At 48.4% G+C, this 21,157-nt stretch carries 19 protein-coding genes and 1 other RNA gene; 13 read left to right on the top strand and 7 right to left on the bottom strand.

Annotation, left to right across the window (positions count from 1 at the left end; translation table 11 throughout):
• Positions 1–97 precede the first annotated feature (97 nt).
• From ACTHTJ_RS01195 to efp, 3 genes are read left to right on the top strand one after another with little or no spacing between them, the layout of a single operon-like run.
• Positions 98–376: a hypothetical protein gene (locus ACTHTJ_RS01195; protein ID WP_070584197.1), complete on the top strand. Its 279-nt coding sequence runs from the start codon at positions 98–100 to the stop codon at positions 374–376.
• Between the two features lie 32 nt (positions 377–408).
• A complete protein-coding gene (earP, locus tag ACTHTJ_RS01190; protein WP_070584230.1) occupies positions 409–1,569 on the top strand; it encodes an elongation factor P maturation arginine rhamnosyltransferase EarP in 1,161 nt (386 codons plus the stop codon).
• Between the two features lie 42 nt (positions 1,570–1,611).
• Positions 1,612–2,172 carry an elongation factor P gene (gene efp / locus ACTHTJ_RS01185; protein ID WP_070584196.1) on the top strand — a complete coding sequence of 187 codons (561 nt, stop codon included), beginning with the start codon at positions 1,612–1,614 and terminating at the stop codon, positions 2,170–2,172.
• 59 nt (positions 2,173–2,231) lie between these two features.
• Here efp and ACTHTJ_RS01180 read toward each other — a convergent pair whose 3' ends face one another.
• Entirely contained in the window at positions 2,232–2,831 is a 600-nt protein-coding gene (locus tag ACTHTJ_RS01180; RefSeq protein ID WP_070584229.1) for an MlaC/ttg2D family ABC transporter substrate-binding protein, read from the bottom strand.
• 169 nt (positions 2,832–3,000) lie between these two features.
• Here ACTHTJ_RS01180 and ACTHTJ_RS01175 point away from each other — a divergent pair, with 169 nt between their 5' ends.
• From ACTHTJ_RS01175 to ssrA, 3 genes are all read left to right on the top strand, one after another.
• A complete protein-coding gene (locus tag ACTHTJ_RS01175) occupies positions 3,001–3,216 on the top strand; it encodes a tautomerase family protein (RefSeq protein ID WP_070584194.1) in 216 nt (71 codons plus the stop codon).
• Between the two features lie 84 nt (positions 3,217–3,300).
• Entirely contained in the window at positions 3,301–4,515 is a 1,215-nt protein-coding gene (locus ACTHTJ_RS01170; RefSeq protein WP_070584192.1) for a pyridoxal phosphate-dependent aminotransferase, read from the top strand.
• A 113-nt stretch (positions 4,516–4,628) separates the two neighbouring features.
• Positions 4,629–4,991, top strand: a transfer-messenger RNA (tmRNA) gene (ssrA, locus tag ACTHTJ_RS01165).
• A gap of 162 nt (positions 4,992–5,153) precedes the next feature.
• Here ssrA and ACTHTJ_RS01160 read toward each other — a convergent pair.
• From ACTHTJ_RS01160 to hda, 4 genes are all read right to left on the bottom strand, one after another.
• Entirely contained in the window at positions 5,154–5,939 is a 786-nt protein-coding gene (locus ACTHTJ_RS01160) for an endonuclease/exonuclease/phosphatase family protein (RefSeq protein WP_070584190.1), read from the bottom strand.
• Between the two features lie 157 nt (positions 5,940–6,096).
• Positions 6,097–6,411: a TonB family protein gene (locus ACTHTJ_RS01155; protein WP_070584188.1), complete on the bottom strand. Its 315-nt coding sequence runs from the start codon at positions 6,409–6,411 to the stop codon at positions 6,097–6,099.
• A 59-nt stretch (positions 6,412–6,470) separates the two neighbouring features.
• Entirely contained in the window at positions 6,471–7,139 is a 669-nt protein-coding gene (locus tag ACTHTJ_RS01150; RefSeq protein WP_070584186.1) for an HAD family hydrolase, read from the bottom strand.
• Positions 7,136–7,804 (bottom strand): DnaA regulatory inactivator Hda, encoded by a 669-nt coding sequence (gene hda / locus ACTHTJ_RS01145; RefSeq protein WP_036490522.1) that lies wholly within the window; start codon positions 7,802–7,804, stop codon positions 7,136–7,138. Before hda ends, ACTHTJ_RS01150 begins: the two co-directional genes overlap by 4 nt.
• Before the next feature lie 229 nt (positions 7,805–8,033).
• Here hda and ACTHTJ_RS01140 point away from each other — a divergent pair, with 229 nt between their 5' ends.
• The 4 genes from ACTHTJ_RS01140 to ACTHTJ_RS01125 are packed head-to-tail and all read left to right on the top strand — an operon-like array spanning position 8,034 to position 12,303.
• Positions 8,034–8,672 carry a DedA family protein gene (locus ACTHTJ_RS01140; RefSeq protein WP_070584185.1) on the top strand — a complete coding sequence of 213 codons (639 nt, stop codon included), beginning with the start codon at positions 8,034–8,036 and terminating at the stop codon, positions 8,670–8,672.
• 46 nt (positions 8,673–8,718) lie between these two features.
• Entirely contained in the window at positions 8,719–10,155 is a 1,437-nt protein-coding gene (locus tag ACTHTJ_RS01135) for an MBOAT family O-acyltransferase (RefSeq protein WP_070584183.1), read from the top strand.
• Between the two features lie 10 nt (positions 10,156–10,165).
• A complete protein-coding gene (gene patB, locus ACTHTJ_RS01130) occupies positions 10,166–11,194 on the top strand; it encodes a peptidoglycan O-acetyltransferase PatB (RefSeq protein ID WP_070584182.1) in 1,029 nt (342 codons plus the stop codon).
• A complete protein-coding gene (locus ACTHTJ_RS01125; RefSeq protein WP_070584180.1) occupies positions 11,191–12,303 on the top strand; it encodes an SGNH/GDSL hydrolase family protein in 1,113 nt (370 codons plus the stop codon). Before patB ends, ACTHTJ_RS01125 begins: the two co-directional genes overlap by 4 nt.
• Before the next feature lie 108 nt (positions 12,304–12,411).
• Here the strand turns inward: ACTHTJ_RS01125 and ACTHTJ_RS01120 are convergent, their stop codons facing one another.
• Both ACTHTJ_RS01120 and ACTHTJ_RS01115 read right to left on the bottom strand, forming a co-directional pair.
• Positions 12,412–13,002: a LemA family protein gene (locus tag ACTHTJ_RS01120; protein ID WP_070584177.1), complete on the bottom strand. Its 591-nt coding sequence runs from the start codon at positions 13,000–13,002 to the stop codon at positions 12,412–12,414.
• Positions 13,003–13,141: 139 nt separating this feature from the next.
• Positions 13,142–14,230: a metallophosphoesterase gene (locus tag ACTHTJ_RS01115; RefSeq protein WP_070584175.1), complete on the bottom strand. Its 1,089-nt coding sequence runs from the start codon at positions 14,228–14,230 to the stop codon at positions 13,142–13,144.
• Positions 14,231–14,333: 103 nt separating this feature from the next.
• Between ACTHTJ_RS01115 and ACTHTJ_RS01110 the strand changes: the two genes are divergently transcribed.
• The 3 genes from ACTHTJ_RS01110 (at position 14,334) to ACTHTJ_RS01100 (ending at position 21,134) form a co-directional block, all read left to right on the top strand.
• Positions 14,334–15,242, top strand: a complete 909-nt coding sequence (locus tag ACTHTJ_RS01110) for a Dyp-type peroxidase (protein ID WP_070584173.1) — start codon at positions 14,334–14,336, stop codon at positions 15,240–15,242.
• Positions 15,243–15,453: 211 nt separating this feature from the next.
• On the top strand, positions 15,454–17,121 hold the full coding sequence (locus ACTHTJ_RS01105) for a ShlB/FhaC/HecB family hemolysin secretion/activation protein (protein ID WP_070584172.1): 1,668 nt from the start codon (positions 15,454–15,456) through the stop codon (positions 17,119–17,121).
• Positions 17,122–17,375: 254 nt separating this feature from the next.
• The gene (locus ACTHTJ_RS01100) at positions 17,376–21,134 is read left to right on the top strand and encodes a hemagglutinin repeat-containing protein (protein WP_070584171.1); all 3,759 of its coding nucleotides are present in this window, start codon (positions 17,376–17,378) and stop codon (positions 21,132–21,134) included.
• Positions 21,135–21,157 lie beyond the last annotated feature (23 nt).

Below are 21,157 nucleotides of genomic sequence, written 5' to 3'. Positions count from 1 at the left end.
TAAATGTTCGCTTCAAATAAAACGAATGATAGCCTGATTTGCACTTGTCTGAAAGACGACAGGGTATAATGCCCTTTTTATTTCTTGCACACACACCATGTCCAAACCCATCCTTCTGCGCTGGCTCGTTGTCTGCCTGATTCCGCTCGCCACCCTTTTGTGGTTTGCCCTCAACCCGCCCGAAGACAAAACGCAACACCTCATCAACGGCATCATCCTTGCCTGCGAAGCCACGTTCCTATTCAAATTCATCCTCTTTGACGTCATCAAACACCACCTAAAACAAGAGCCCGAATTGAAACGGCAAAGCATATGGATGTTTATTCCGATTGTTTTGCTGATTGTTTATTTGTTTCACTATTTCGGCGCATTCTGATGTTTTCAGACGGCCTTGGGCATATTTTTTCCATGAACACCACCCCACCTTATACCTGCTGGATTTTCTGCAACGTCATCGACAACTTCGGCGACATCGGCGTTTCATGGCGGCTGGCGCGTATTTTGCAACGCGAACTCGGCTGGCAAATTCATTTATGGACAGACGACTTCCCGTCCCTTCAGGCACTCTGCCCTGACTTGGCCTCAATTCCCAACATCCATCAAGGCATCGGCATTCACGCTTGGCAAGCCGACCACGCCGAAGATACCGACACAGCCCCTACCCCCAACATCGTCATCGAAACCTTCGCCTGCGAACTGCCCGACAACGTTCAAACCATCATCCGCCGACACCGACCGCTTTGGCTTAACTGGGAATACCTCAGCGCGGAAGGTAGCAACGAAAGGCTGCACTTAATGCCCTCGCCCCAAGCCGGCGGCATACAGAAATATTTTTGGTTTATGGGTTTTAGCGCAAAAAGCGGCGGCCTGCTGCGCGAATGCAATTACGCCGAATCTGCCGGATTTGATACGGAAGCCTTACGCCGACAACTCAAACTTCCCGCAAAAAATGCGCCCGAATGGCTGCTTTTCGGCTATCAAAGCGATATTTGGGCAAAATGGCTGACCATGTGGCAACAGGCCGACCAACTACCCATTACCCTGCTGCTGGCAGGTACACAAATCATCGCCAGCCTGAAAAACAGCGGCCTAGTGCCGAAAAATGCCCTGCTTGAAAACGGCGATGTGTATCAGAGCGAACACGTTACCCTTATCAAAATCCCTTTTGTCCCCCAACAGGATTTCGATAAACTGCTCAATCTTGCCGACGGCGCCGTCATACGCGGCGAAGACAGCTTTGTTCGCACCCAGCTCGCCGGAAAGCCTTTCTTTTGGCACATCTACCCGCAAGAAGAAAATATCCATCTCGACAAACTGCACGCGTTTTGGAACAAAGCGCATCAGGTTTATCCGGATGTTGTCGCCACGGCACACTGCCTCCTTTCCGACGAACTCAACAACGGAGAAGCACTCAGCGACAGCCAACGCCTGCAGGCATGGCAAATCCTAGCTGCACACCAAAATGAATGGCGCCAAAGCGCGGCAAAATGGCGGGACGGACTTTTTGCCCAAAAAAGTGCCGTTGAAAAACTTGCCGCCTTTATTTCAAAGCACAAAAAAATACGCTAAAATAGCGCGTTTTATTACAACCGATTTGATTGGAAAACTACAATGAAAACAGCACAAGAACTGCGCGCCGGCAACGTATTCATGGTTGGCAACGACCCTATGGTTGTTCAAAAAACCGAATACATCAAAGGCGGTCGCTCTTCCGCCAAAGTCAGCATGAAACTGAAAAACCTGCTGACCGGTGCCGCTTCTGAAAGCATTTACAAAGCCGACGACAAATTCGACGTCGTAATCTTGGCCCGTAAAAACTGTACTTACAGCTACTTTGCCGACCCAATGTACGTCTTCATGGACGAAGAATTCAACCAATACGAAATCGAAGCCGACAACATCGGCGACGCGTTGAAATTCATCGTTGACGGCATGGAAGATGTATGCGAAGTCACTTTCTACGAAGGCAACCCAATCTCCGTAGAATTGCCTACCATCATCGTTCGCGAAGTTGAATACACCGAGCCTGCCGTTAAAGGCGATACCTCCGGTAAAGTGATGAAAACCGCGCGTCTGGTCGGCGGCACTGAAATCCAAGTGATGTCTTATATCGAAAACGGTGACAAAATCGAAATCGATACCCGTACTGGCGAATTCCGCAAACGTGCTTAATCAGCCCGTAACACAAAAAGGCCGTCTGAATATTCAGACGGCCTTTTTCTCAATCTGCCTTATTGTTTCTTCAAGCCCTTGGCTTCAACAGTTGCAATCGTACCATCAATGCCTTTGCTCTTAATCAGCTCACCAAATTGGTTGCGGTATACCGTTACCAGGCTGGTACCGTCCACGCGGATGTTGTAAATCTTATACGCACCGCCGCTTTGGTAAAGCTGGTAGGCCACTTCATACTTAGTGCCTTTTTTGGTCTGAATTTCCGAGAAAACGTCAAACTTATTACCGTTTGCCGTCATCTTCGGCAACAAGCGCACATTCGCATCCGCCGCACCAATCAGTGCAGAATGCGAGTACATCGCAATCACCATATCTTTGAATGCACGGATAAAATCGGTTTTCTGTTTGGCAGAAAATTCACGCCATGGCGCACCGACAGCCAGAGCCGAAATACGTTCATAATCCAGATAACGGTCAGCATACTGCTCAACCTGTTTCACACGCTGCGCTTCTGTCAAAGACGTATTGCGTGCAATTTTCAACACGGCATCAATGTTCTGCTGCATCTGCTTTTGCGCAGGATGCGTTTCCGCCGCCACATAAGGCGCGGCAATCACCATCGGCGCGGTCACAATCAAAGTCTGAAGAAAACGGTTCATGACGATATCCATCCAACCAAAATAAAACCGCATTGTAAAAACAATCTATTCCAAAAAACTTAATTCTTTGTAAAAGCAGTCATGAGCAATGAAAAATCCTGCAATCAAATTTCAGACGGCCCGATAAAAATAAGATAACATATGAACGCTATTTTAAAAGGAAAAAGCCATGCCTTACGTCAATATCAAAGTAACCGGCGGCAATGAAGCCCCGAGTGCAGAGCAAAAAGCCGAATTAATCCGCGGCGTCACCGAATTACTTTCACGCGTTCTCAACAAAAACCCTGAGACGACCGTCGTCGTCATTGACGAAATCGATATGGACAACTGGGGCATAGGCGGCAAAAGCGTGACGATTCGCCGAAATGAAGCGCGCAATAACTAAACTTTGGCCGTCTGAAACCCTTTTAATTTACCCTCAAAAAGAGTACATTTATCCCATTGTCTACAATTTTACGGAACACACATCATGGAGAAATTCCCCAAATCATCAAAACTGGACCACGTTTGCTACGACATCCGCGGCCCGGTTCATAAAAAAGCCCTGCAACTGGAAGAAGAAGGCAACAAAATCCTCAAGCTCAATATCGGCAACCCTGCCCCGTTCGGCTTTGAAGCGCCCGACGAAATCTTGGTTGACGTCATCCGCAATCTGCCGACTTCTCAAGGCTATTGCGACTCCAAAGGCCTTTATTCCGCACGCAAAGCCATCGTTCATTACTATCAAACCAAAGGACTGCTCGACGTTACCGTCAACGACGTTTACATCGGCAACGGCGTGTCAGAGCTGATTACCATGTCCATGCAGGCATTGCTCAACGACGGCGATGAAATCCTGATTCCTGCGCCTGACTATCCACTGTGGACCGCCGCTGCAACACTGGCCGGCGGCAATGTGCGTCATTATTTGTGCGACGAAGAAAACGACTGGTTCCCGAATCTGGCCGATATAGAAGCCAAAATTACGCCGAAAACCAAAGCCATCGTCATCATCAACCCCAACAACCCTACCGGCGCGGTGTACAGCAAAGAAATCCTGCTGGAAATCGCCGAATTAGCGCGTAAACACGGCCTGATTATTTTTGCCGACGAAATTTACGACAAAATTCTTTACGATGGCGCCGTACACCATCACATTGCCGCCCTCGCCCCCGACTTGCTGACCATTACGTTTAACGGCCTCTCCAAAGCCTACCGCGTGGCCGGTTTCCGCCAAGGCTGGATGGTGCTCAACGGCCCGAAACATCATGCCAAGGGCTATATCGAAGGCCTCGACATGCTCTCCTCCATGCGTCTGTGTGCCAATACGCCGATGCAACACGCCATTCAGACGGCCTTGGGCGGCTATCAAAGCATCAACGAGTTTATCCTGCCCGGCGGCCGCCTGTTGGAACAACGCAATAAAGCATGGGAACTGATAAACCAAATCCCCGGTGTTTCCTGCGTCAAACCGATGGGTGCGATGTATATGTTCCCAAAAATCGATACCGAAATGTACGGTATTCAAGATGACATGAAATTCGTCTACGATTTGCTCGTGCGTGAAAAAGTCTTGTTCGTCCAAGGCACAGGCTTCAACTGGATACGCCCCGACCACTTCCGTATCGTTACCCTGCCGCCCGTTCATCAAATCGAAGAAGCCATGGACAAACTCAAACGCTTCTTGCAAAACTACCATCAATAAATCTAAGCCAAACAGGCCGTCTGAAAAAGCAAACTGCTGTTCAGACGGCCTTTTCAATTAATCGGCAACTTGGCAAAGCACGCTGACATGCGTATAATCGACTTTTCCTATCTGGGGGCGATCTTGGTTTCGACGGGGGTTGCAAAGCAGATGCGGGCATACCGGGGTCTCAGATTTCCCGTTAAACACTGAATTTAAATAGTCGCAAACGACGAAACTTACGCACTGGCCGCTTAAGGCCTGCCGTTGCAGCAGTTGGTCAATGGGCTGTGTAGCGCGAGCTACCGCAACGTCATTCTACATTGACTGGTTTTCTGTCGGGTTACTTGGCAGGAAACGAGATTTAAGGTAACTGGTTCTCTGAAGGCCTGTTGGTCGGCATGATGGGGACGAGATTCTAAATAGACACAACTAAGTATGTAGAACGCTCTGTAGAGGACTTTCGGACGGGGGTTCGATTCCCCCCGCCTCCACCAGATTTGAAGCGCAAATTTTTGATTTAAAAAGGTTTGCGCTTTTTTATAAACTTAAACAGGCCGTCTGAAACTTTTCAGACGGCCTGTTTTTATCTCAAATATCTGATTGAAAAAACTTTTTCTTTCGATACATTGCCAATAGTGCTTTAAAAAATTTCAGCCTTACATTTTTCTATCTGATTTCATATTCATTTTACGATGCGGCCTAACTGTTACACTCAATGGCAGATGATCTGACAAATGCTGCCAGTCTTTACTGTTGTGGATTTCAGAATCGATGACATCAAGATTGCGCGTGTAAATGCGGTCGAGGCTGAGGATGGGCAGGCGCGAAGGGAAGGTTTTGGGGCGTTTGCCTGTATTATCGACGAATACTTCGTTCAAATCTAATGCCCTGCCCAGCTCACGCGCTGATTTCTGCCGCCAGTCATTGAAATCGCCGGCGATAATCAACGGGCTTTCCGGACGAATGTATCGACCAACGTAGTCGCTGATGGCACGGTATTGTTTGAGGCGGTCCGGCTCACGCAGGTTGAGGTGGACGCACAAACACACCAGCGGATCTTCCCAACCTTCAGGCACGACTTCGCAATGCAACAGGCCGCGTTGTTCGAGTTTATTGACGCTGATATTGAGGTTGTTTTCCGTTTTCAGCGGTAGGCGGCTGAGAATGGCGTTGCCGTGGTGTCGTTTGGGATAGACGGCATTTTTGCCGTAGCTGCGATGATAATCCAGGCTGTCGCCGATGATGTCGTAATGCGGCGCATCGGGGAAGTCGGTACGACGGCTTCTGTTGAGATGTTGTCCTTGGACTTCTTGTAAAAACAAAACATCCGAACCCAATGCACCCAGCGCGTCAGCCATGCGGTTGACCTGTACTTTGCGGTTGAGCGCAGACATGCCTTTGTGCATATTGTAGGAAGTAATGGTAACTGGACGGGGAGACATGATGTGTGATGAAGCGGTTTATTTGTTTTAGTATAGCACCGGAGCGTGTGGTTTTACGGCAATTTTGGTTATACTTGTTTAAAAAATAAAACGGCGTTTTGACAGAGAATTTCCCAATCAAAACGCCTTCTATTTTTCAGACGGCCTTGCGTCCAAATCAGTTGTTGATTACTTCGACATTGGTTTCAAAAGTAACGGCGTGCTGATATTTAGATGCGGTTTTGCGTTTCGGATAAGGATATTTGGAAACGCTTTTCACTGCGCGTTCGTCCATTTCAGGATTGCCGCTGGATTGAATGATATTCACGCGGTCGACATTACCGGCAGGAGTTGTGAAGACATCCATCAAAACGGTTTTAACGCTGCCGTTTTGCGCTTTCATGGCTTCCAGAGTTTCGGTATCGGCTGCTTGTGCAGTACCGAATACAGCGGCAAACAACAGGGCTGAGGCGAGGAGTTTAGTCGTTTTCATGTTTTAGTCCTTATTAGGGTTGTGGTTAGGTTAAATATTTCAGACGGCCTGATTCGTCGTTATTTGAAATTCAAAATCGGCCAACCTTTTGCTTTGGCTTCTTTTTCCAGCTCGGCATCCGGATTGACGGCGACAGGTTCGTCCACGATACGCAGCAACGGCAAGTCGTTTTTGGAGTCGCTGTAAAAATAAACCTTACCGTAGCTTTCAAATGTCTCGCCACGCTCGGCAAGCCATTGGTTTAATCGGGTAATTTTGCCTTCTTTCAGGCTGGGCGTACCGATATAGTTGCCGGTATATCGGCCGTCTTCGCCGGTTTCAAGCTGTGTGCCGATAACATTGTGAATACCGAAAAGCTGGCAGATAGGGGTAATGATAAATTCGTTGGTCGAAGAAATAACCAACATTTCGTCGCCCGCCATTTGATGGCTTTGCACCAACATACGCTGCATCGGAGAAATGTGCGGAACAATATATTCGGCCATAAACTCGCGATGAAACTCAGCCAATTCCTTCTTGCTGAAACGGGCTAAAGGCGCGAGATGAAATTTGAGGAAAGCATCAATATCAAGACAACCGTTTTGATAGTCTTGGTAGAACTTTTCATTTTGCGCCTCGGTTTCAGCCGCATCGACTATGCCTTTTTTAATCAGGTATTGCGGCCAGGAGTGATCCGAATCGGTATTGATCAAGGTATTGTCGAGGTCGAAAATGGCAAGGTTTTTCATTGGGTTTCCTGTTGTTTTAAAAGCTGACGCAAAAGCGGCAAAGTAATGCGCTTGCCCATCATAACGGCGTAGTTGTCGAGGGTATCGAGCATTTGCATCAGGCTGTCCATATCGCGCCGCCAATGGTTCATCAGGTATTCAAAGATTTCCGGATCGATGGTTACCTGACGGGCGGCCGCCATGCTGACGAGCGCATCGATTTTTTCCCGGTCGGTCAGCGGTTTGACTTCGTAAACCAAGCAATACGCCATGCGTGTACGCAGGTCTTCACGGATAACGAGCTGCTGCGGCGTATATTCGGAACTCAAAAGCAAAAAGCCTTTGCCGCTGTTGCGGAAGCGGTTGAAGATGGCAAACAGTAAAGCCTGTTCTTCATTATTAAGCTTTTCGATTTGGTCAATGGCAAGATATTCCGCATCCAGCGCGGCTTCTGTCAGCGGCGTGGCGGCGGCATCAATATAGAGGGCATTTCGTCCGGCATCGAGCGCCTGTGCGACCCATGCCTGCAAAAGATGGCTTTTGCCTGCACCCTCTTCGCCCCAAACATAGATAAATTGCCCATGTTTGTGCTGCAACACATACACCAGCTCGGCATTTTCTGTTCCCAGAAATTTGTCGAAGCCGGGATAATCATGGCTGGCAAAATCGAAGATGAGCTGGTTCACAAAGGCGCACCGGTTAGGTTGAAATCGGTTTTATTTTACGTTGTTTTGCGGTTCACCATCAAGGATAAAGGCCGTCTGAAGCCTATACCTGCAACATATCTGCACTTCTAAACATATCTTGACGCGCTTACGGCATTGGTTTTATTCCGCTTTGGTTTTACAATGTCGAACTTCTGGCCGAAACATTTGTCTGTTCTTTTTCAGACGACCTTTTTATTTGGGAACCCTAGTGATTTCTACCCTTATTGATTTCATCCTCCATATCGACCAACACCTTGTCCACCTCTCCGCCCAATACGGCCCGTGGATTTACGCGATTTTGTTTGTTGTGATTTTCTGCGAAACCGGTTTGGTCGTGACTCCATTTTTACCCGGCGACTCGCTGCTGTTTGCTGCCGGCGGTATTGCGGCCATCGGCGGCATGAACATCCATGTCATGGTATTGCTGCTCTTAGCGGCCGCCATTTTAGGCGATGCGGCCAACTTTATGATTGGCAAGTATTTTGGACAAAAACTGTTTGCCAATCCTGATTCCAAAATTTTCCGCCGTTCGTATTTGGAAAAAACCCATGCGTTTTATGAAAAACACGGCGGGAAAACCATCATCATTGCCCGCTTTGTGCCGATTGTGCGGACGTTTGCGCCATTTGTCGCCGGTATGGGCGATATGCACTACGCGACGTTTATCCGTTACAACATTATCGGCGCAGTGTTGTGGGTATTGTCGTTTTCCTATGCAGGCTACTTCTTCGCCAATATCCCCATCGTCAAAAACAATCTGGGCTTAGTCATGGCGGCAATCATCGTAATTTCGATTTTACCTGCAGTAGTTGAAGTCATTCGTGCCAAACTTAACGCCCAAAAATAACAATCAATCGAAAAGTTTGAAAGTTTAAACACATCAAGGAATTGTCATGCCGTTGTTGTCTATTGAGTTTGCGGTATTCTTTATCGTATTTTTGCCGCTGTACTGGGCATTTGCACGTTTGCCGAAAGTTCAAAACGTTTTACTTTTGGTTGCCGGACTGGGCTGGCTTTACCGTATCGACCCCATCTTTGCCGCGCTGATTTTGGTTTACTCGTCTGTGGTTTACCTGGTCAGCGTGCTGATGTTTTCTGAAAACGAGCATATCCGCAAATTTTGGCTGGGTTGCGGTATTTTGGCGGCATTGACTGTTTTGTGTTTCTTCAAATACTTCGACTTTTTCCGCCCGATTATTCAGCAATATACAGGACAAAGCGCCATCATCGACATCCTTTTGCCTCTGGGCTTGTCTTATTACACTTTCCAATCGCTGGCTTACTTGGTGTATTGCTACCGTGAGCCTAAGGGAGAGCGTTTTGAATGGCACGAGCTCCTACTGCATCTGAGCTTCTTCCCCACCATCACATCCGGCCCGATTATCCGTGCAGCCGCTTTTAAAAGCATAGATGGCGAACAAGCAGGCGCATTGGTGCAAATCCGCACCAAACAGGCACGCCAGCTGATTTATCCGGCTTTGGCGGTTGGCCTGATTATGTTGGGCATTGCCAAAAAGTGGTGGCTTGCCGGCGTATTGGCGGAAGGCTGGGTATCGCCTGTTTTTGAAAATCCGGCCCAGTTCGACGGCTGGGGCGTGTTGTCTGCGATTTATGGCTACACCTTCCAACTCTTTTTCGACTTTTCCGGCTACTCAGATTTGGTCATCGGCTTGGCCATGCTGCTCGGCTTCCAGCTGCCGAAAAACTTTGCCGCGCCGCTTCGCGCCATCAACATCCGTGACTTCTGGGACAGATGGCACATCAGCCTGTCCACTTGGATTCGCGACTATATCTATATCCCTTTGGGCGGCAGCAAAAAAGGCTTCGGCCGCACCCAGCTCAACCTAATGATTGCCATGTTGCTTTCTGGCATTTGGCATGGCTACGGCTGGAGCTTTTTGATTTGGGGCGCGTTGCACGGTGCGGCTTTAGTATTTCTTAATTGTGGCGATAAAATCGTTGGCCGCAATGCTTTAGGCCGTCTGAAAATCGGTAAACCGCTCGCCTGGCTGTTTACTTTCCATTTCGTTTGTTTCGCTTTTGTCGTGTTCAACAGCGCAACGCTTGCCGATACGGAAATGCTGTTCAGCGCATTATTTGCCAATGACAAAGGTTGGAACGCGCCTCTACCGACCGACCTCATGTTGCTGGGTGCCTTTGCACTGATGCTTTTGCTATACCCATATTTGCTTCGCTTATTTGAAGCATCGGTAAAAGGCTTGGACAAACTGCCTGCATGGCTGTGGTTTATCCCCATCACGCTTATCCTCGCCCTGATTATCGTCTTCGCCCCGTCCGGCATTCCCGGCTTTATTTACGCCAACTTCTAAGGAGCAGAACATGAAACGCTTTATCTCCCTGTTTGTTTCGATTCTGCTCAGTGCGGTTGCGCTGACGTGGTTTGCCCAAAACTCCATCAATGCCTATTGGCAGCAAACCTATCATGAAAACAGTCCGCTTGAGCCTTTATCCGAATACGCTTGGTGGCGTATCGGTGCGGATTGGCAACAAAAAGCCTACGAATTTTCAGACGGCCTGAAAGCTTCGCTGGAAGCAGAAGACACTTTGGCTTCGGAAGACTCTGGCATTGAAACAACAAGGTCGTCTGAAAATACCGAAGATATTGGGGTATCGGACAACCAAAAAGACTCTGCTGCTTCTGATGTAGCCAACAATACGGATACCGCAGCCAGCGAGCCAAGCAATCAGGCTGATCAGTCGGCAACGCAGGTTGTATTGAAAAAAGGCAACAAAGTTTTCTTTGCCGGCGACTCGCTGATGCAGGGCGTTGCACCTTTCGTACAAAAGCACCTCAAGCAAGAATATGGCGTACAATCGGTCAACCTCAGCAAACAAAGTACCGGTTTGTCCTACCCCAATTTCTTTGACTGGCCGAAAACCATCGAACAAACTTTGCAAAAAGAACCTGACATCCGCGTTTTGGTTGTATTCTTAGGCCCTAACGACCCTTGGGATTTCCCGATGGGTAAAAAATACCTGAAGTTCGCTTCCCCCGAATGGGAGGCAGAATACCTCAACCGCGTCCGCCGTATTCTTGATGCAGCCTCTACACATGATGTCCAAGTCATCTGGCTGGGCATTCCTTACATGAAAAAAGCCAAGCTCAACGAACAGATGCGCTACCTCGACAAAATCCTGTCGGGTACGGTGTCGCCTCAAGCCATTTGGCTGCCGACCGACAAACTGTTGAGCAATGGCGCAGAAGAATATGCCGACTCTGTCAAAGTAGATGGAAAAATCATCCGTTACCGCAGTAAGGACGGCATTCACTTTTCCGCAGAAGGCCAAAAGCTATTGGCCGGAAAAATTATGGAAAAAATTAATTTTACACACGATACACAACCATGAAATTTAATAAAACCTTACTCCTCACGCTTCTCGCACTCCCTATTACCGCCTGCGCAACCAATGACGGCCTGTTAAGCAACTACGGCTCCAACCGCCCTGCCTGGCTGAACAAACTGCAACAGCTCAACAACACTTCAGACGGCAAATTCCGCATCATCCAAGTCGGCGACTCCCACACCGCCGGCGACTACTTCACCGACCGCCTTCGTCGCCGTTTGCAACAACAATGGGGCAACGGCGGCATCGGTTGGGTTTATCCCAACACCGTCAAGGGCCAACGTATGGCAACCGTCCGCTACAACGGCAGCGGTTGGAACACCATAAGCAGCCGCAAATCACACAGCGATTTTTCTTTCGGCGGTATTGAAGCACGCGCCGATGGCGGCAGCGTTACCTTAAGCGCAGCCGACGGCAACATGGATATGCAACAAATCTCCATTTTCGGCAAACCGGTTTGGTCCGAGCAAACCCTGACCGTCAACGGCCACGAAATCCCTGCCACACAAAACGGTTGGCAACTGATGCATACCAATGCCTCCCTACCGATGACCCTCAGCAGCAGCATGCCTTGGCAAATCGGTTTCATTAATATCGAACGCCCCGGACGCGGCGTAACTGTTTCCGCCATGGGCATCAACGGCGCGCAGTTATCCCAATGGTCAAAATGGCGGCCGGGCATGTGGGAAGATTTGGCACAAACCAAAGCCGATTTAATCATCCTTGCCTACGGTACCAATGAAGCCTTTTCCGGCAATCTCGATATTTCCTCTACCGAACGGACATGGCGCAATTACATCCGCCAAATCAAAAATACCCTGCCCAACGCAGGTATCCTGATCCTCGGCGCTCCGGAATCTTTGAAAACCGCCTACGGCAGCTGCGGCAACCGTCCGGTCTTGCTCAGCGAAGTACAACAAATGCAGCAACGCGTTGCCCGTGACGAAAAAATCATGTTCTGGTCTTGGCAAGATGCAATGGGGGGCGCATGCAGCATGAAAAGCTGGATGGCTCAAGGCTTGGCAACCAAAGACGGCGTTCACTTCTCTGCACAAGGTTACGAAACTGCAGCCGATAAGCTTGCCGACAGCCTGATCCGCTTTGCTCAATAAATTAGCCAAAGCCTAAGTACTTTTCATTAACAGTACACAAAAGGCCGTCTGAAATTAATATTTCAGACGGCCTTTTATTTATCGCTTATTCAGCAAACTGCTTAATTTTTAAGCCAACATATTGCTGCTCATGCGTTGCGTTTGATTTTCCGTAAAACGAACCAATCCTGCCTGCTTGTCAAAGCCTAATGGCTTGGCGACAAGACGGTTGGGCAGCTTGTTTAAATGATGGTTGTAACTTCCGGCTCTGCGGTTGTAAGTGCGGCGTGCCGATGCGACTTCCGCTTCTGCTGCATTCAGCATTTCCATCAAACCGGCCAATTTCTTATCAGGATACTGTTTCAAAAGACCGTTGACGGCAGTTTGCAATTTTTTCAGGGCATAATTCAATGCTGTTTCGGCTTCACACAGATGTTTGATTTTGGATTCGGAAAATGTTTTGACAGTTTGCGCCAATGCGGTTTCGACTTCGGCACACATCTGCTGAACGTTTTGATCCGATGCAATGCCCTGCTCTTGCAGGTGTTTGCTGTATGCATCCAATATATGACGGACAGCCTGATGGCGGCAGTCGAGCGCAATGCGCAAAGAGACAAAAGATTCGCGACAGTCTTTTTTGCGGTCTTTCAACTGTTGTTTGAAATACAATAAGACGGCGGTGATTGATACGAAGATAAGTGCAAGACTAATAATACCCATAGTAAGTTCCCTAGTTATGATGCCACTCATATCGGTGGCTGATTTTTTACATTGATTATAATCCAATTTCAATATTTTTCCCAATTTTCATAAAAAAGGCCGTCTGAAATTCAGACGGCCTGAAGTTTATATTTCTATTTCAATGCTTTGACTTGATGTCGATAATCCACACTTCTGATTGCGAACCCAAACGAAGGGGAATGCCCCAGAAGCCATAGCCCGAAGTGGTGAAGAAATGGCCGTTGCCGATTGCTTCATAACCATAAGCGAGACGATAAAGCGTATGGACGATAAGGTTGGCAGGTGCAACTTGGCCGTTGTGGACATGGCCGGAGACCTGCACATCAATCGGCAGCCGGGCATGGGTTTCGATTGAAGTAGGACGGTGATCCATCAATAAAACCGGTAATTGGGTATTTTGACCTTCCAAAAGCTGCTCCGCACTGGGACGCTTGCGATCCAAATCATCGCTCCGCCCTACCAGCAACACACCATTCACTTCCAGAACCTGATTGGCCAAAACCGTCAAACCTGCCGCTTCCAATTCATGTTTGATACGCTTCTGATCGCGGAACCAGTCATGATTGCCCAAAGTGGCATAAACGCCCATCGGCGCAGTCAGCTTCTGCAAATGCGGTTTCATGTTTTCTTTAAGGTAGGCATCAACGGTATCGTCCATCAAATCCCCCGGCAGCAACACCATGTCGACTTTTTCCCGCTTCATGATGTCCGTTAGCTTGTCCAATTGACGCGCGCCAAACAAAATCCCCAAGTGCAAATCGCTGGCCACGCCGATACGCAGCGGCTTATCCATTTTCTTATTGATGAATACAGTCTGATGGCGAACAACAGGCGTATAGGCGTTATACATCCCAAAACCGAGCAAACCGGCCACAAACAAAGGCGCAAACAGCCGCAGGCTTCGTGACAGCAGTTGGCGTGCCATAAAACGGCGCAGCAAAAGATACAGGATAAATGTCGCCAGCGCGGCATACATCACAAACAGCAAGATCACCATCCAAAACGCCATCGCGCGGAATATTATATGTCCCAACTCCAGCAGCAAACCGACCAACAAGCCGTTTGTAATGAAATAGGAAATACCCATCAGCCAACGTCTGCCGACTTTGCCAATCCAAGGCGCAAACAACCATTGCAGCGAACGCCCGAGCCCGAATGTAAACACTTGCAACAGAATGACGCTCACAAAAAACATCTTGCCAAACATGCCTTTCCGCCCTAAAAAATCAAAAGGCAGATTTTAGGCCGTCTGAAACTTTCAGTGTATAATCCCCCGCGTAAAAACCCATAATATTTTGAAAGGAATCATCATGAGCCATCCCCAATCAGCCATTATTCCTGATCACGCACAAGCCGGTATTTTTATCGAAGCAGACATTTCAGACGGCCGCAATGAAGACATCAAATCTGCCTGCCGTCTTTCTTTGGAGGCTCTGGCTAAACTGAAAACCCGTTTTCCGAATGATATTTTGGGTTTGACCATTGCCTTTGGCAGCCGCGCATGGCAATCGTTCGGCCATACTGACGAAGGCAGCGAAATCAAACCTTTCCCAGAATTGGGCAACGGCCTCGCACCCTCCACCCAACACGACCTCTATATCCACATTCAAGCCACCGAGCAAAAAGCCGCCTACGCCTTGGCCCAATCTGTTTTCAGCGCATTCGGTGATAGCATCCGAGTAGCCACTGAAGAACACGGCCTGCGCCTGTATGAAGACCGCGGCTTGGACGGTTTTGTCGATGGTACGGAAAATCCGCAGGGCGATGACAATGTGCGCAATGTTGCCATCATTCCCGAAGGCAAGCCGGATGCCGGCGGCAGCTATGTTTTGCTTCAAAAATATCTGCACGATTTGAAAAAATGGGATGCTGTTTCTACTGCCGAACAAGAAGCCAGCGTTGGCCGCAGCAAAGAAACCAATGACGAATTCGGCAAAGACGTGCGCCTGCCCGACTCTCATCTCGGTCGCGTCAATGTCAAAGAAAACGGCGTTGGCCTGAAAATCGTTCGCCGCAGCCTGCCCTTCGGCAAACTCAGTGGCGAACATGGTCTGATGTTCACTTCCTATTGCAACACGCTGCACAATATTGAAGTTCAACTGCTCAATATGTTCGGCGAATCTGACGGCAAAACCGACTTGCTGTTGAAACATTTGTCTAAAGCCGTATCAGGTGCTTACTACTACGCACCTTCTGTCGAGCGTTTGCAAAATCTTTAACGGCTCAAAGGCCGTCTGAAAAAAACCTGCCTTTGAAAAGGCAGGTTTTTGTTATTTAAATTCCCTTAATACTTTTATGGTATTATCATAGAAATTTATCCACTTGTTGCTTAATAAACCCTGATTACAGACAACGATAAAAACTGATACGCCCAAGCAGCTATTTTCGATAAAATAAACCCAATCATTATCCCTATAAAATTACGACACCATGTATAAATCCCGCCTTCTTCCCTTGCCTGTATTGATTCTCTCCGCGCTAAACGCCTATGCGGCCAATACGCCGAATCCGCTTGATCAAATCGATAAAAACGTACCCAACCAATTCGACAAAGACTTCCGCGACAATCTCGACCAAATTCATTCCGTCGAAATCCAAAAACGCGAGCAGTCGGCATGGGATTTGCAGAAAAAGCAAGATAATGACGCGGTTGCACAAGAAATGCCGTCTGAAAACAATACCGAATGCTTGGATTACACCGGTATCGAGCTTTCCGGTATTACCCTCATCGATTCCAAAAAGATTGAAGCCAAGTTACCCAAATGCATCAATCAAAACAGTATCAACCAACTGAACCGGGATATCGTTGCCGAATATATCGCTCAAGGCTATCCGCATACGCAAATCAAATTTGAAACCACGCCTGAACGCGTCCTGAAATTGGCAGTCATCGAAGGCAAAATCCGTGAAATTACCGGCGGCTCCCGTACGGTCAATGTCAATACCCTCTTCCCCGATCATCAAGGCAAACCGCTGAACATCCAATACCTCGACCAAGGTATTGAACAGGCAAACCATGTTGCCGGCAACAACGTCAGCATCGATGTTTATCCGCATGATGACGGCACCGCCTCCATCCAACTCAACAACGATGCCCAAAAACATTGGGGCGGTAGCGTGACTATCGACAATAAAGGCAGCAAACCCAATACCACGACACTTCGCGGCAGCCTGAATGTCGGCAGCCCGTTGGGATTGAGCGACTCCCTTTATCTAAACGGCTATACCAATCTAAACAATCACGACAGCCATTACAGTCGCGGCGGCAGTATGTTCTACCAAGTACCTTATGGCGCATGGACATTCAGCACTTACGCCGCCGCGTCGCAATCGCAAAGCATCTTAACGCCCAGCGTAACGCGCTATGCCTACCGCTCCAAATCCAAAGCGGCAGGAATCAAAGCGGACCGCGTATTTTCACGCAGTCAAAAACACATTACCTCCGCCTATGCCGGCATCGATTATGTGAAACAGACTGCAAAATTTGCCGACAGCAAACTGGAACTGCAAAGCCCGGAAATCTATTCGGCACAAGTCGGCCTGTCGCATACAACCATCCTGCCAAACGGTATTTGGCTCAACAATATCGGCGTGGAACAAGGGTTTGCGAAAAATACCGAACATACGCCGTTCGACAAGCGCTATACCTCTGTATCCTTGCAAAGCAATTTGATTCAAAACCGCCCATTGGGTAAATGGATCGTGCGCAACCATCACCAAATCGATGCCCAATATAGCCCTCATGATTTGTTTGCCACCAAAGAAATGGACGTCGTCGGTCATCAAAATGTACGCGGTTTCCGTTCAACTTCTTTGAGCGCAAACAGCGCAGTCCTGTTAAGCAATACCGTTTATTTCCGCCGCAATACGCCTCACGGCATCTATATCGAGCCTTATCTGGGTGCAGACATCGGCGTTGCCAAAAACAATAACGAAGGTTCGCAACGCGCCATGGGTGTGGTTGCAGGTTTGAATTTGGGCAAGGCGGATAAATGGCAACTTTCTGCCGACTATGGCAAAGGTTTTGCGCGCATGCCCAACCAATCAAACAGTGAAATACAGGATCATGTGACCGTTTCTTTGCGCATTCCATTTTAAAGTTATGTAAATATATATCCTTTTATCCAATATATAAACCGCCCATCTTAACATTATTAATTTTTCATTAATATCAATAAGATGGGCGGTTTATATTTGCATTTGAAATAGTGCACACAAGGCCGTACTGGTGGTATTATTGTAAAAAATTTTATAACAATGTTAATACATTCAAAATTTCCTCAACAGAAATCTCATACCCGATATGGGATTTCTGATTCAATCTCCATCACGATAAATAAGGATTAAAATCCATGAAAATCGACACTTTATATCAGCCTAAGCTCTCAGCTTCTGGCAAAGTAACTGTCGCCGTGTGCTTTGCATTCCTGGGAAATGCAGCGGTAGCGGCCAATATCGAAGCCATCGGCCAAACTTCGGTACAGCAGCAACACAATGTTGACATCGTCAACATTGCCGCACCGACGGCCCAAGGTCTTTCTCACAACCAATATAACAAGTACAACGTTTCCCAACACGGTGCCGTTTTGAATAACGCCCTGTCTGCCGGTAAATCCCAACTGGCCGGAAACCTGTCTGCCAACAAAAACTTCCAAGGTCAGGCCGCATCTGTGATCTTGAACGAAGTGGTCAGCAAAAACCCTTCTCTGATCTTGGGTCAGCAAGAGATCTTCGGTATTGCCGCAGACTATGTTTTGGCAAACCCTAACGGCATTACCCACAACGGCGGCAGCATCCTGAATGCCAACCGCACATCCTTGGTTGTCGGTACGCCAACCGTTTCAGACGGCACGTTGAAATCTTTTAATATCAGCGACAATGGCAAACAACTGCAAGTAAACGGCAATTTGAGCGGCAACCGCGTAGTTGACCTGCTCGCGCCGCAAGTTGTTGTCGGTAAATCAGCCAATGTTAATGCCGCCGACGCCATCAACGTTTCTTCAGGCAAAAGCAACTTCGACTACAAAACCTCGCAAATCGAAGCATTGGACGCTGCTTCAAATGCGCCGGTGCTTGACGGTCATATCTTCGGCAGTATGCGTGCCGGTACCATCCGCATCCACGCGACCGACAAACGCGCCAAACAAAACATTCAAAATGCGGCGATTACCGGCACCCGCTACCTGAATATCGACAGCAAAGGCAACCTGAGCATCCAGTCTGCCAATCTGACCGGCGCACAAATGGAATTGTTTGCCCGCGATACCGACATCAAAGGCACGGTTAACAGCCATTCTGCTAACAAGTCTTCCAGCGGCAAAGAGGCGAAAAATGTTCAGCACTTCCGTTCAGACCGCAACAAAACGGAAACCTTTACCGCCAGCAATATCAATGCATCCGAGTCATTGACTTTGAACAATAGCGGCAGCCTCAACCTGAGCGCAGCCAACATCAATGCCGGCGCGCTGACCGCATCTGCCACAGGCAACTTCAATTCTAACGCGGTAAAAACCACCAACCGCATAGAATCCGACCATACTCAAAGCAAAGGCCTTTGGTACAACAACAACCTGAGCTCTTCTGCTGACGAAAGCCTGCATCAAACCAAAATCAATGCCGGCTCTGTCAATATTGCCACCACAGGCAAAGTTCAATTGGATGCGACCGAACTAAACTCGGCTGCTGATGCTCGCATTGCCGCCCAACAAGGAATCGTATTGAGCAGCAACAGCGAAACCGACAGCAGCTCGACTTATGTCAGCTTCAAAAATGAAACTGCCGCCCTGAAAACCGGTATCGCTACAAAATCTTCCAAAAACTCTACCGCCCATCAAACCAAAATCTCCGCAGCCGGTGATATCGGTTTGATTTCCGAAGGCGATTTGAGCACTTACGGCGCAAGCATCGCGGCAAACGGCAATGTCGTTACCGATGTCAACAAGATCAACTTGGGCACTCAAACCACCACTAATACCAACAGCCTCGATGACCAGAAAAAATACTGGGGCGGCCTGTTCGGCGGTGAAAGCCAAGTTCAAAACAACCGTACAGAAAACCTGCACGGCAGCAACATTACTGCCAACTCAAACGTAGTCTTGGGTGCAAAAAACGGCGTCAACGTTTACGGCAGTACCGTTGAAGGCCAAGCCGGTACATTCGTCAGCTCCAAAGCAGGCAATGTTGATATTAAAAACGCCACCAGCACCGATACTTCCGCACAAAGCGCGCGTAAAGGTACGATTTTCAATATCACTACCTCTAAAACCAGCAGCAACAGCAGCATTGAAAAAGTAACCGGTTCTACCCTGGTTTCCAATGCCGACCTGACCGTTGTTTCCAACAAAGACATCAATGTGATCGGTTCTGCATTGTTTGCGGCACAAAAACTGCAACTGTCTTCCGCAGGCGATTTGACCATTGATGCAGCCAAAGCAGTAGAAAACAAGCAGGTCAACGAGTATTCCATCAAAGGCTACTCTGGTATCGAAACCAATAAAGAAAACGGCAGCGTGACTGCCAAAGCCGGTATCAAATTTACCGATACCCACACCGACACCCATTCTGTCGGCCTGAACGGCAGCATTTTGACCGGTAAAAACACCCAGTTGTCTTCCAACTCAAACGTTACCGTCAGCGGCAGCCAAGTCAACGGCGAAGAATCTGTCAACATTTCCGCAGCCAATGACGTCAATGTTGTTGCATCCAAAGGCAGCAGCACTGTGACCGAATCCGGCCGCGTAACCGATTTGGGCGTATCTGCTACTGCATACGAAAAAAATAACGTTGCAGGCGTCGGCGTATCTGTCGGCATTACCAGCACCAAAACAGATGCAACTACCGTAACGAATACATCCCATGTATCCAACATCAACACCGGCGGCAACGCTACCATCACTGCAAACGGCAATATTAATCAAGAAGGTACCGTGATTAACGCGACCGGCAATGTGGTTGAATCTGCCAAAAACGTTACCCATGCAGCGGCACACAGCGGTGCAAAATCCGATGTGAAACAAAACGGCGGCGGTTTGGTCGTTTCTGTTGGCATCAGCACCAACAAAGGCATCGGCGGTGAAATCACTGCACAAGGTCAAGGCAACTCTTCGACCCACAATGAATCCACTGCAACCGTAACCACCATCAACGCAGGCAATGCCATCATTTTGGCAAATGACAAAGTGTCTGATGAAGGTACAAAATATGATGTTACCGGTGCGATCAACATTGATGCAGGTTCATACCACAACACTGCCGCCCACAACACCAGCAACAGCAGCAGTAAACAAGGAGGCGCTTCTTTGACTGTCGGCGCATACACCAAAGACGGTTCAAACGTTGATGTGAATGCCAACCTGAACGTCAACTACGCTGATGAAAACAAAAAAGAATCTACCGCCGTCAAAGGCGATATGAATGCGACCAATGTTGTCATCAACGCCAAAGACTCTGCTGAAATCGCATCCAACATTACTGCCAACAACAACGTCAACATTACCGCAGGCAACGGCGTAACCTTCACCGAGTCAGCCAATACTGCCTCCAACCAAGGTACAGCCGTTAATGTCGGTATCGGCGCTGGCGCGACAATCAATGTTGAAACCGGTGTTGCCGTTCCTCACGTCAATGGCTCTGTCGGCGTCAATAAAACCGATAACGCTTCATCTACCGCCACAGGCGCGAATGTAGCGGCCGGCAACGAGATTAAAATCAATGCCAACAACGGCGACGTCAACCTGCACGGCACCAACCTGGTATCCAACAACTCCGTTGAAGTAGAAGGCAACAAAGTCAATACTTCCGGCGCGATCAGCAGCGTTAACGAAAAAAATCTGACCGTCAATGTCAACGGCAGCTACGCTTCAGGCAAACCAAACGGCGGCATCAACGCCAAAGGTAAAAACGAAGCCAACGTAACCAATACGGCAAACACCATCCAAAGCGACAATGTTGTTATTACTACCGGCTCTCCAACCGGTTTGAGCGTCAACAATACGACCATCAACGGTAATAATGTTGCGTACTACTATGACGACAGTAAAGCTCCTGCGGCGAACCGTTATACCTACCGTCCTCGCCAACCAAGCTACGCCAGACGCCGTTTGCGCTACTAAGATGCGCTATTGAAGTCATTTAA

Source organism: Neisseria sp. P0018.S001, assembly GCF_051957355.1.
Classification (GTDB): domain Bacteria; phylum Pseudomonadota; class Gammaproteobacteria; order Burkholderiales; family Neisseriaceae; genus Neisseria; species Neisseria subflava_A.
The sequence above is the reverse complement of the archived record's forward strand: the minus strand, read 5'-3'. Positions and strand labels throughout refer to the sequence as shown.

Bases quoted from the DNA above. Each gene is read 5' to 3' on its own strand.
- ACTHTJ_RS01195 (WP_070584197.1), top strand. From the start codon at position 98: ATGTCCAAACCCATCCTTCTGCGCTGGCTCGTTGTCTGCCTGATTCCG.
- earP (WP_070584230.1), top strand. From the start codon at position 409: ATGAACACCACCCCACCTTATACCTGCTGGATTTTCTGCAACGTCATC.
- efp (WP_070584196.1), top strand. From the start codon at position 1,612: ATGAAAACAGCACAAGAACTGCGCGCCGGCAACGTATTCATGGTTGGC.
- ACTHTJ_RS01180 (WP_070584229.1), bottom strand. From the start codon at position 2,831: ATGAACCGTTTTCTTCAGACTTTGATTGTGACCGCGCCGATGGTGATT.
- ACTHTJ_RS01175 (WP_070584194.1), top strand. From the start codon at position 3,001: ATGCCTTACGTCAATATCAAAGTAACCGGCGGCAATGAAGCCCCGAGT.
- ACTHTJ_RS01170 (WP_070584192.1), top strand. From the start codon at position 3,301: ATGGAGAAATTCCCCAAATCATCAAAACTGGACCACGTTTGCTACGAC.
- ACTHTJ_RS01160 (WP_070584190.1), bottom strand. From the start codon at position 5,939: ATGTCTCCCCGTCCAGTTACCATTACTTCCTACAATATGCACAAAGGC.
- ACTHTJ_RS01155 (WP_070584188.1), bottom strand. From the start codon at position 6,411: ATGAAAACGACTAAACTCCTCGCCTCAGCCCTGTTGTTTGCCGCTGTA.
- ACTHTJ_RS01150 (WP_070584186.1), bottom strand. From the start codon at position 7,139: ATGAAAAACCTTGCCATTTTCGACCTCGACAATACCTTGATCAATACC.
- ACTHTJ_RS01135 (WP_070584183.1), top strand. From the start codon at position 8,719: ATGCCGTTGTTGTCTATTGAGTTTGCGGTATTCTTTATCGTATTTTTG.
- patB (WP_070584182.1), top strand. From the start codon at position 10,166: ATGAAACGCTTTATCTCCCTGTTTGTTTCGATTCTGCTCAGTGCGGTT.
- ACTHTJ_RS01125 (WP_070584180.1), top strand. From the start codon at position 11,191: ATGAAATTTAATAAAACCTTACTCCTCACGCTTCTCGCACTCCCTATT.
- ACTHTJ_RS01120 (WP_070584177.1), bottom strand. From the start codon at position 13,002: ATGGGTATTATTAGTCTTGCACTTATCTTCGTATCAATCACCGCCGTC.
- ACTHTJ_RS01115 (WP_070584175.1), bottom strand. From the start codon at position 14,230: ATGTTTGGCAAGATGTTTTTTGTGAGCGTCATTCTGTTGCAAGTGTTT.
- ACTHTJ_RS01110 (WP_070584173.1), top strand. From the start codon at position 14,334: ATGAGCCATCCCCAATCAGCCATTATTCCTGATCACGCACAAGCCGGT.
- ACTHTJ_RS01105 (WP_070584172.1), top strand. From the start codon at position 15,454: ATGTATAAATCCCGCCTTCTTCCCTTGCCTGTATTGATTCTCTCCGCG.
- ACTHTJ_RS01100 (WP_070584171.1), top strand. From the start codon at position 17,376: ATGAAAATCGACACTTTATATCAGCCTAAGCTCTCAGCTTCTGGCAAA.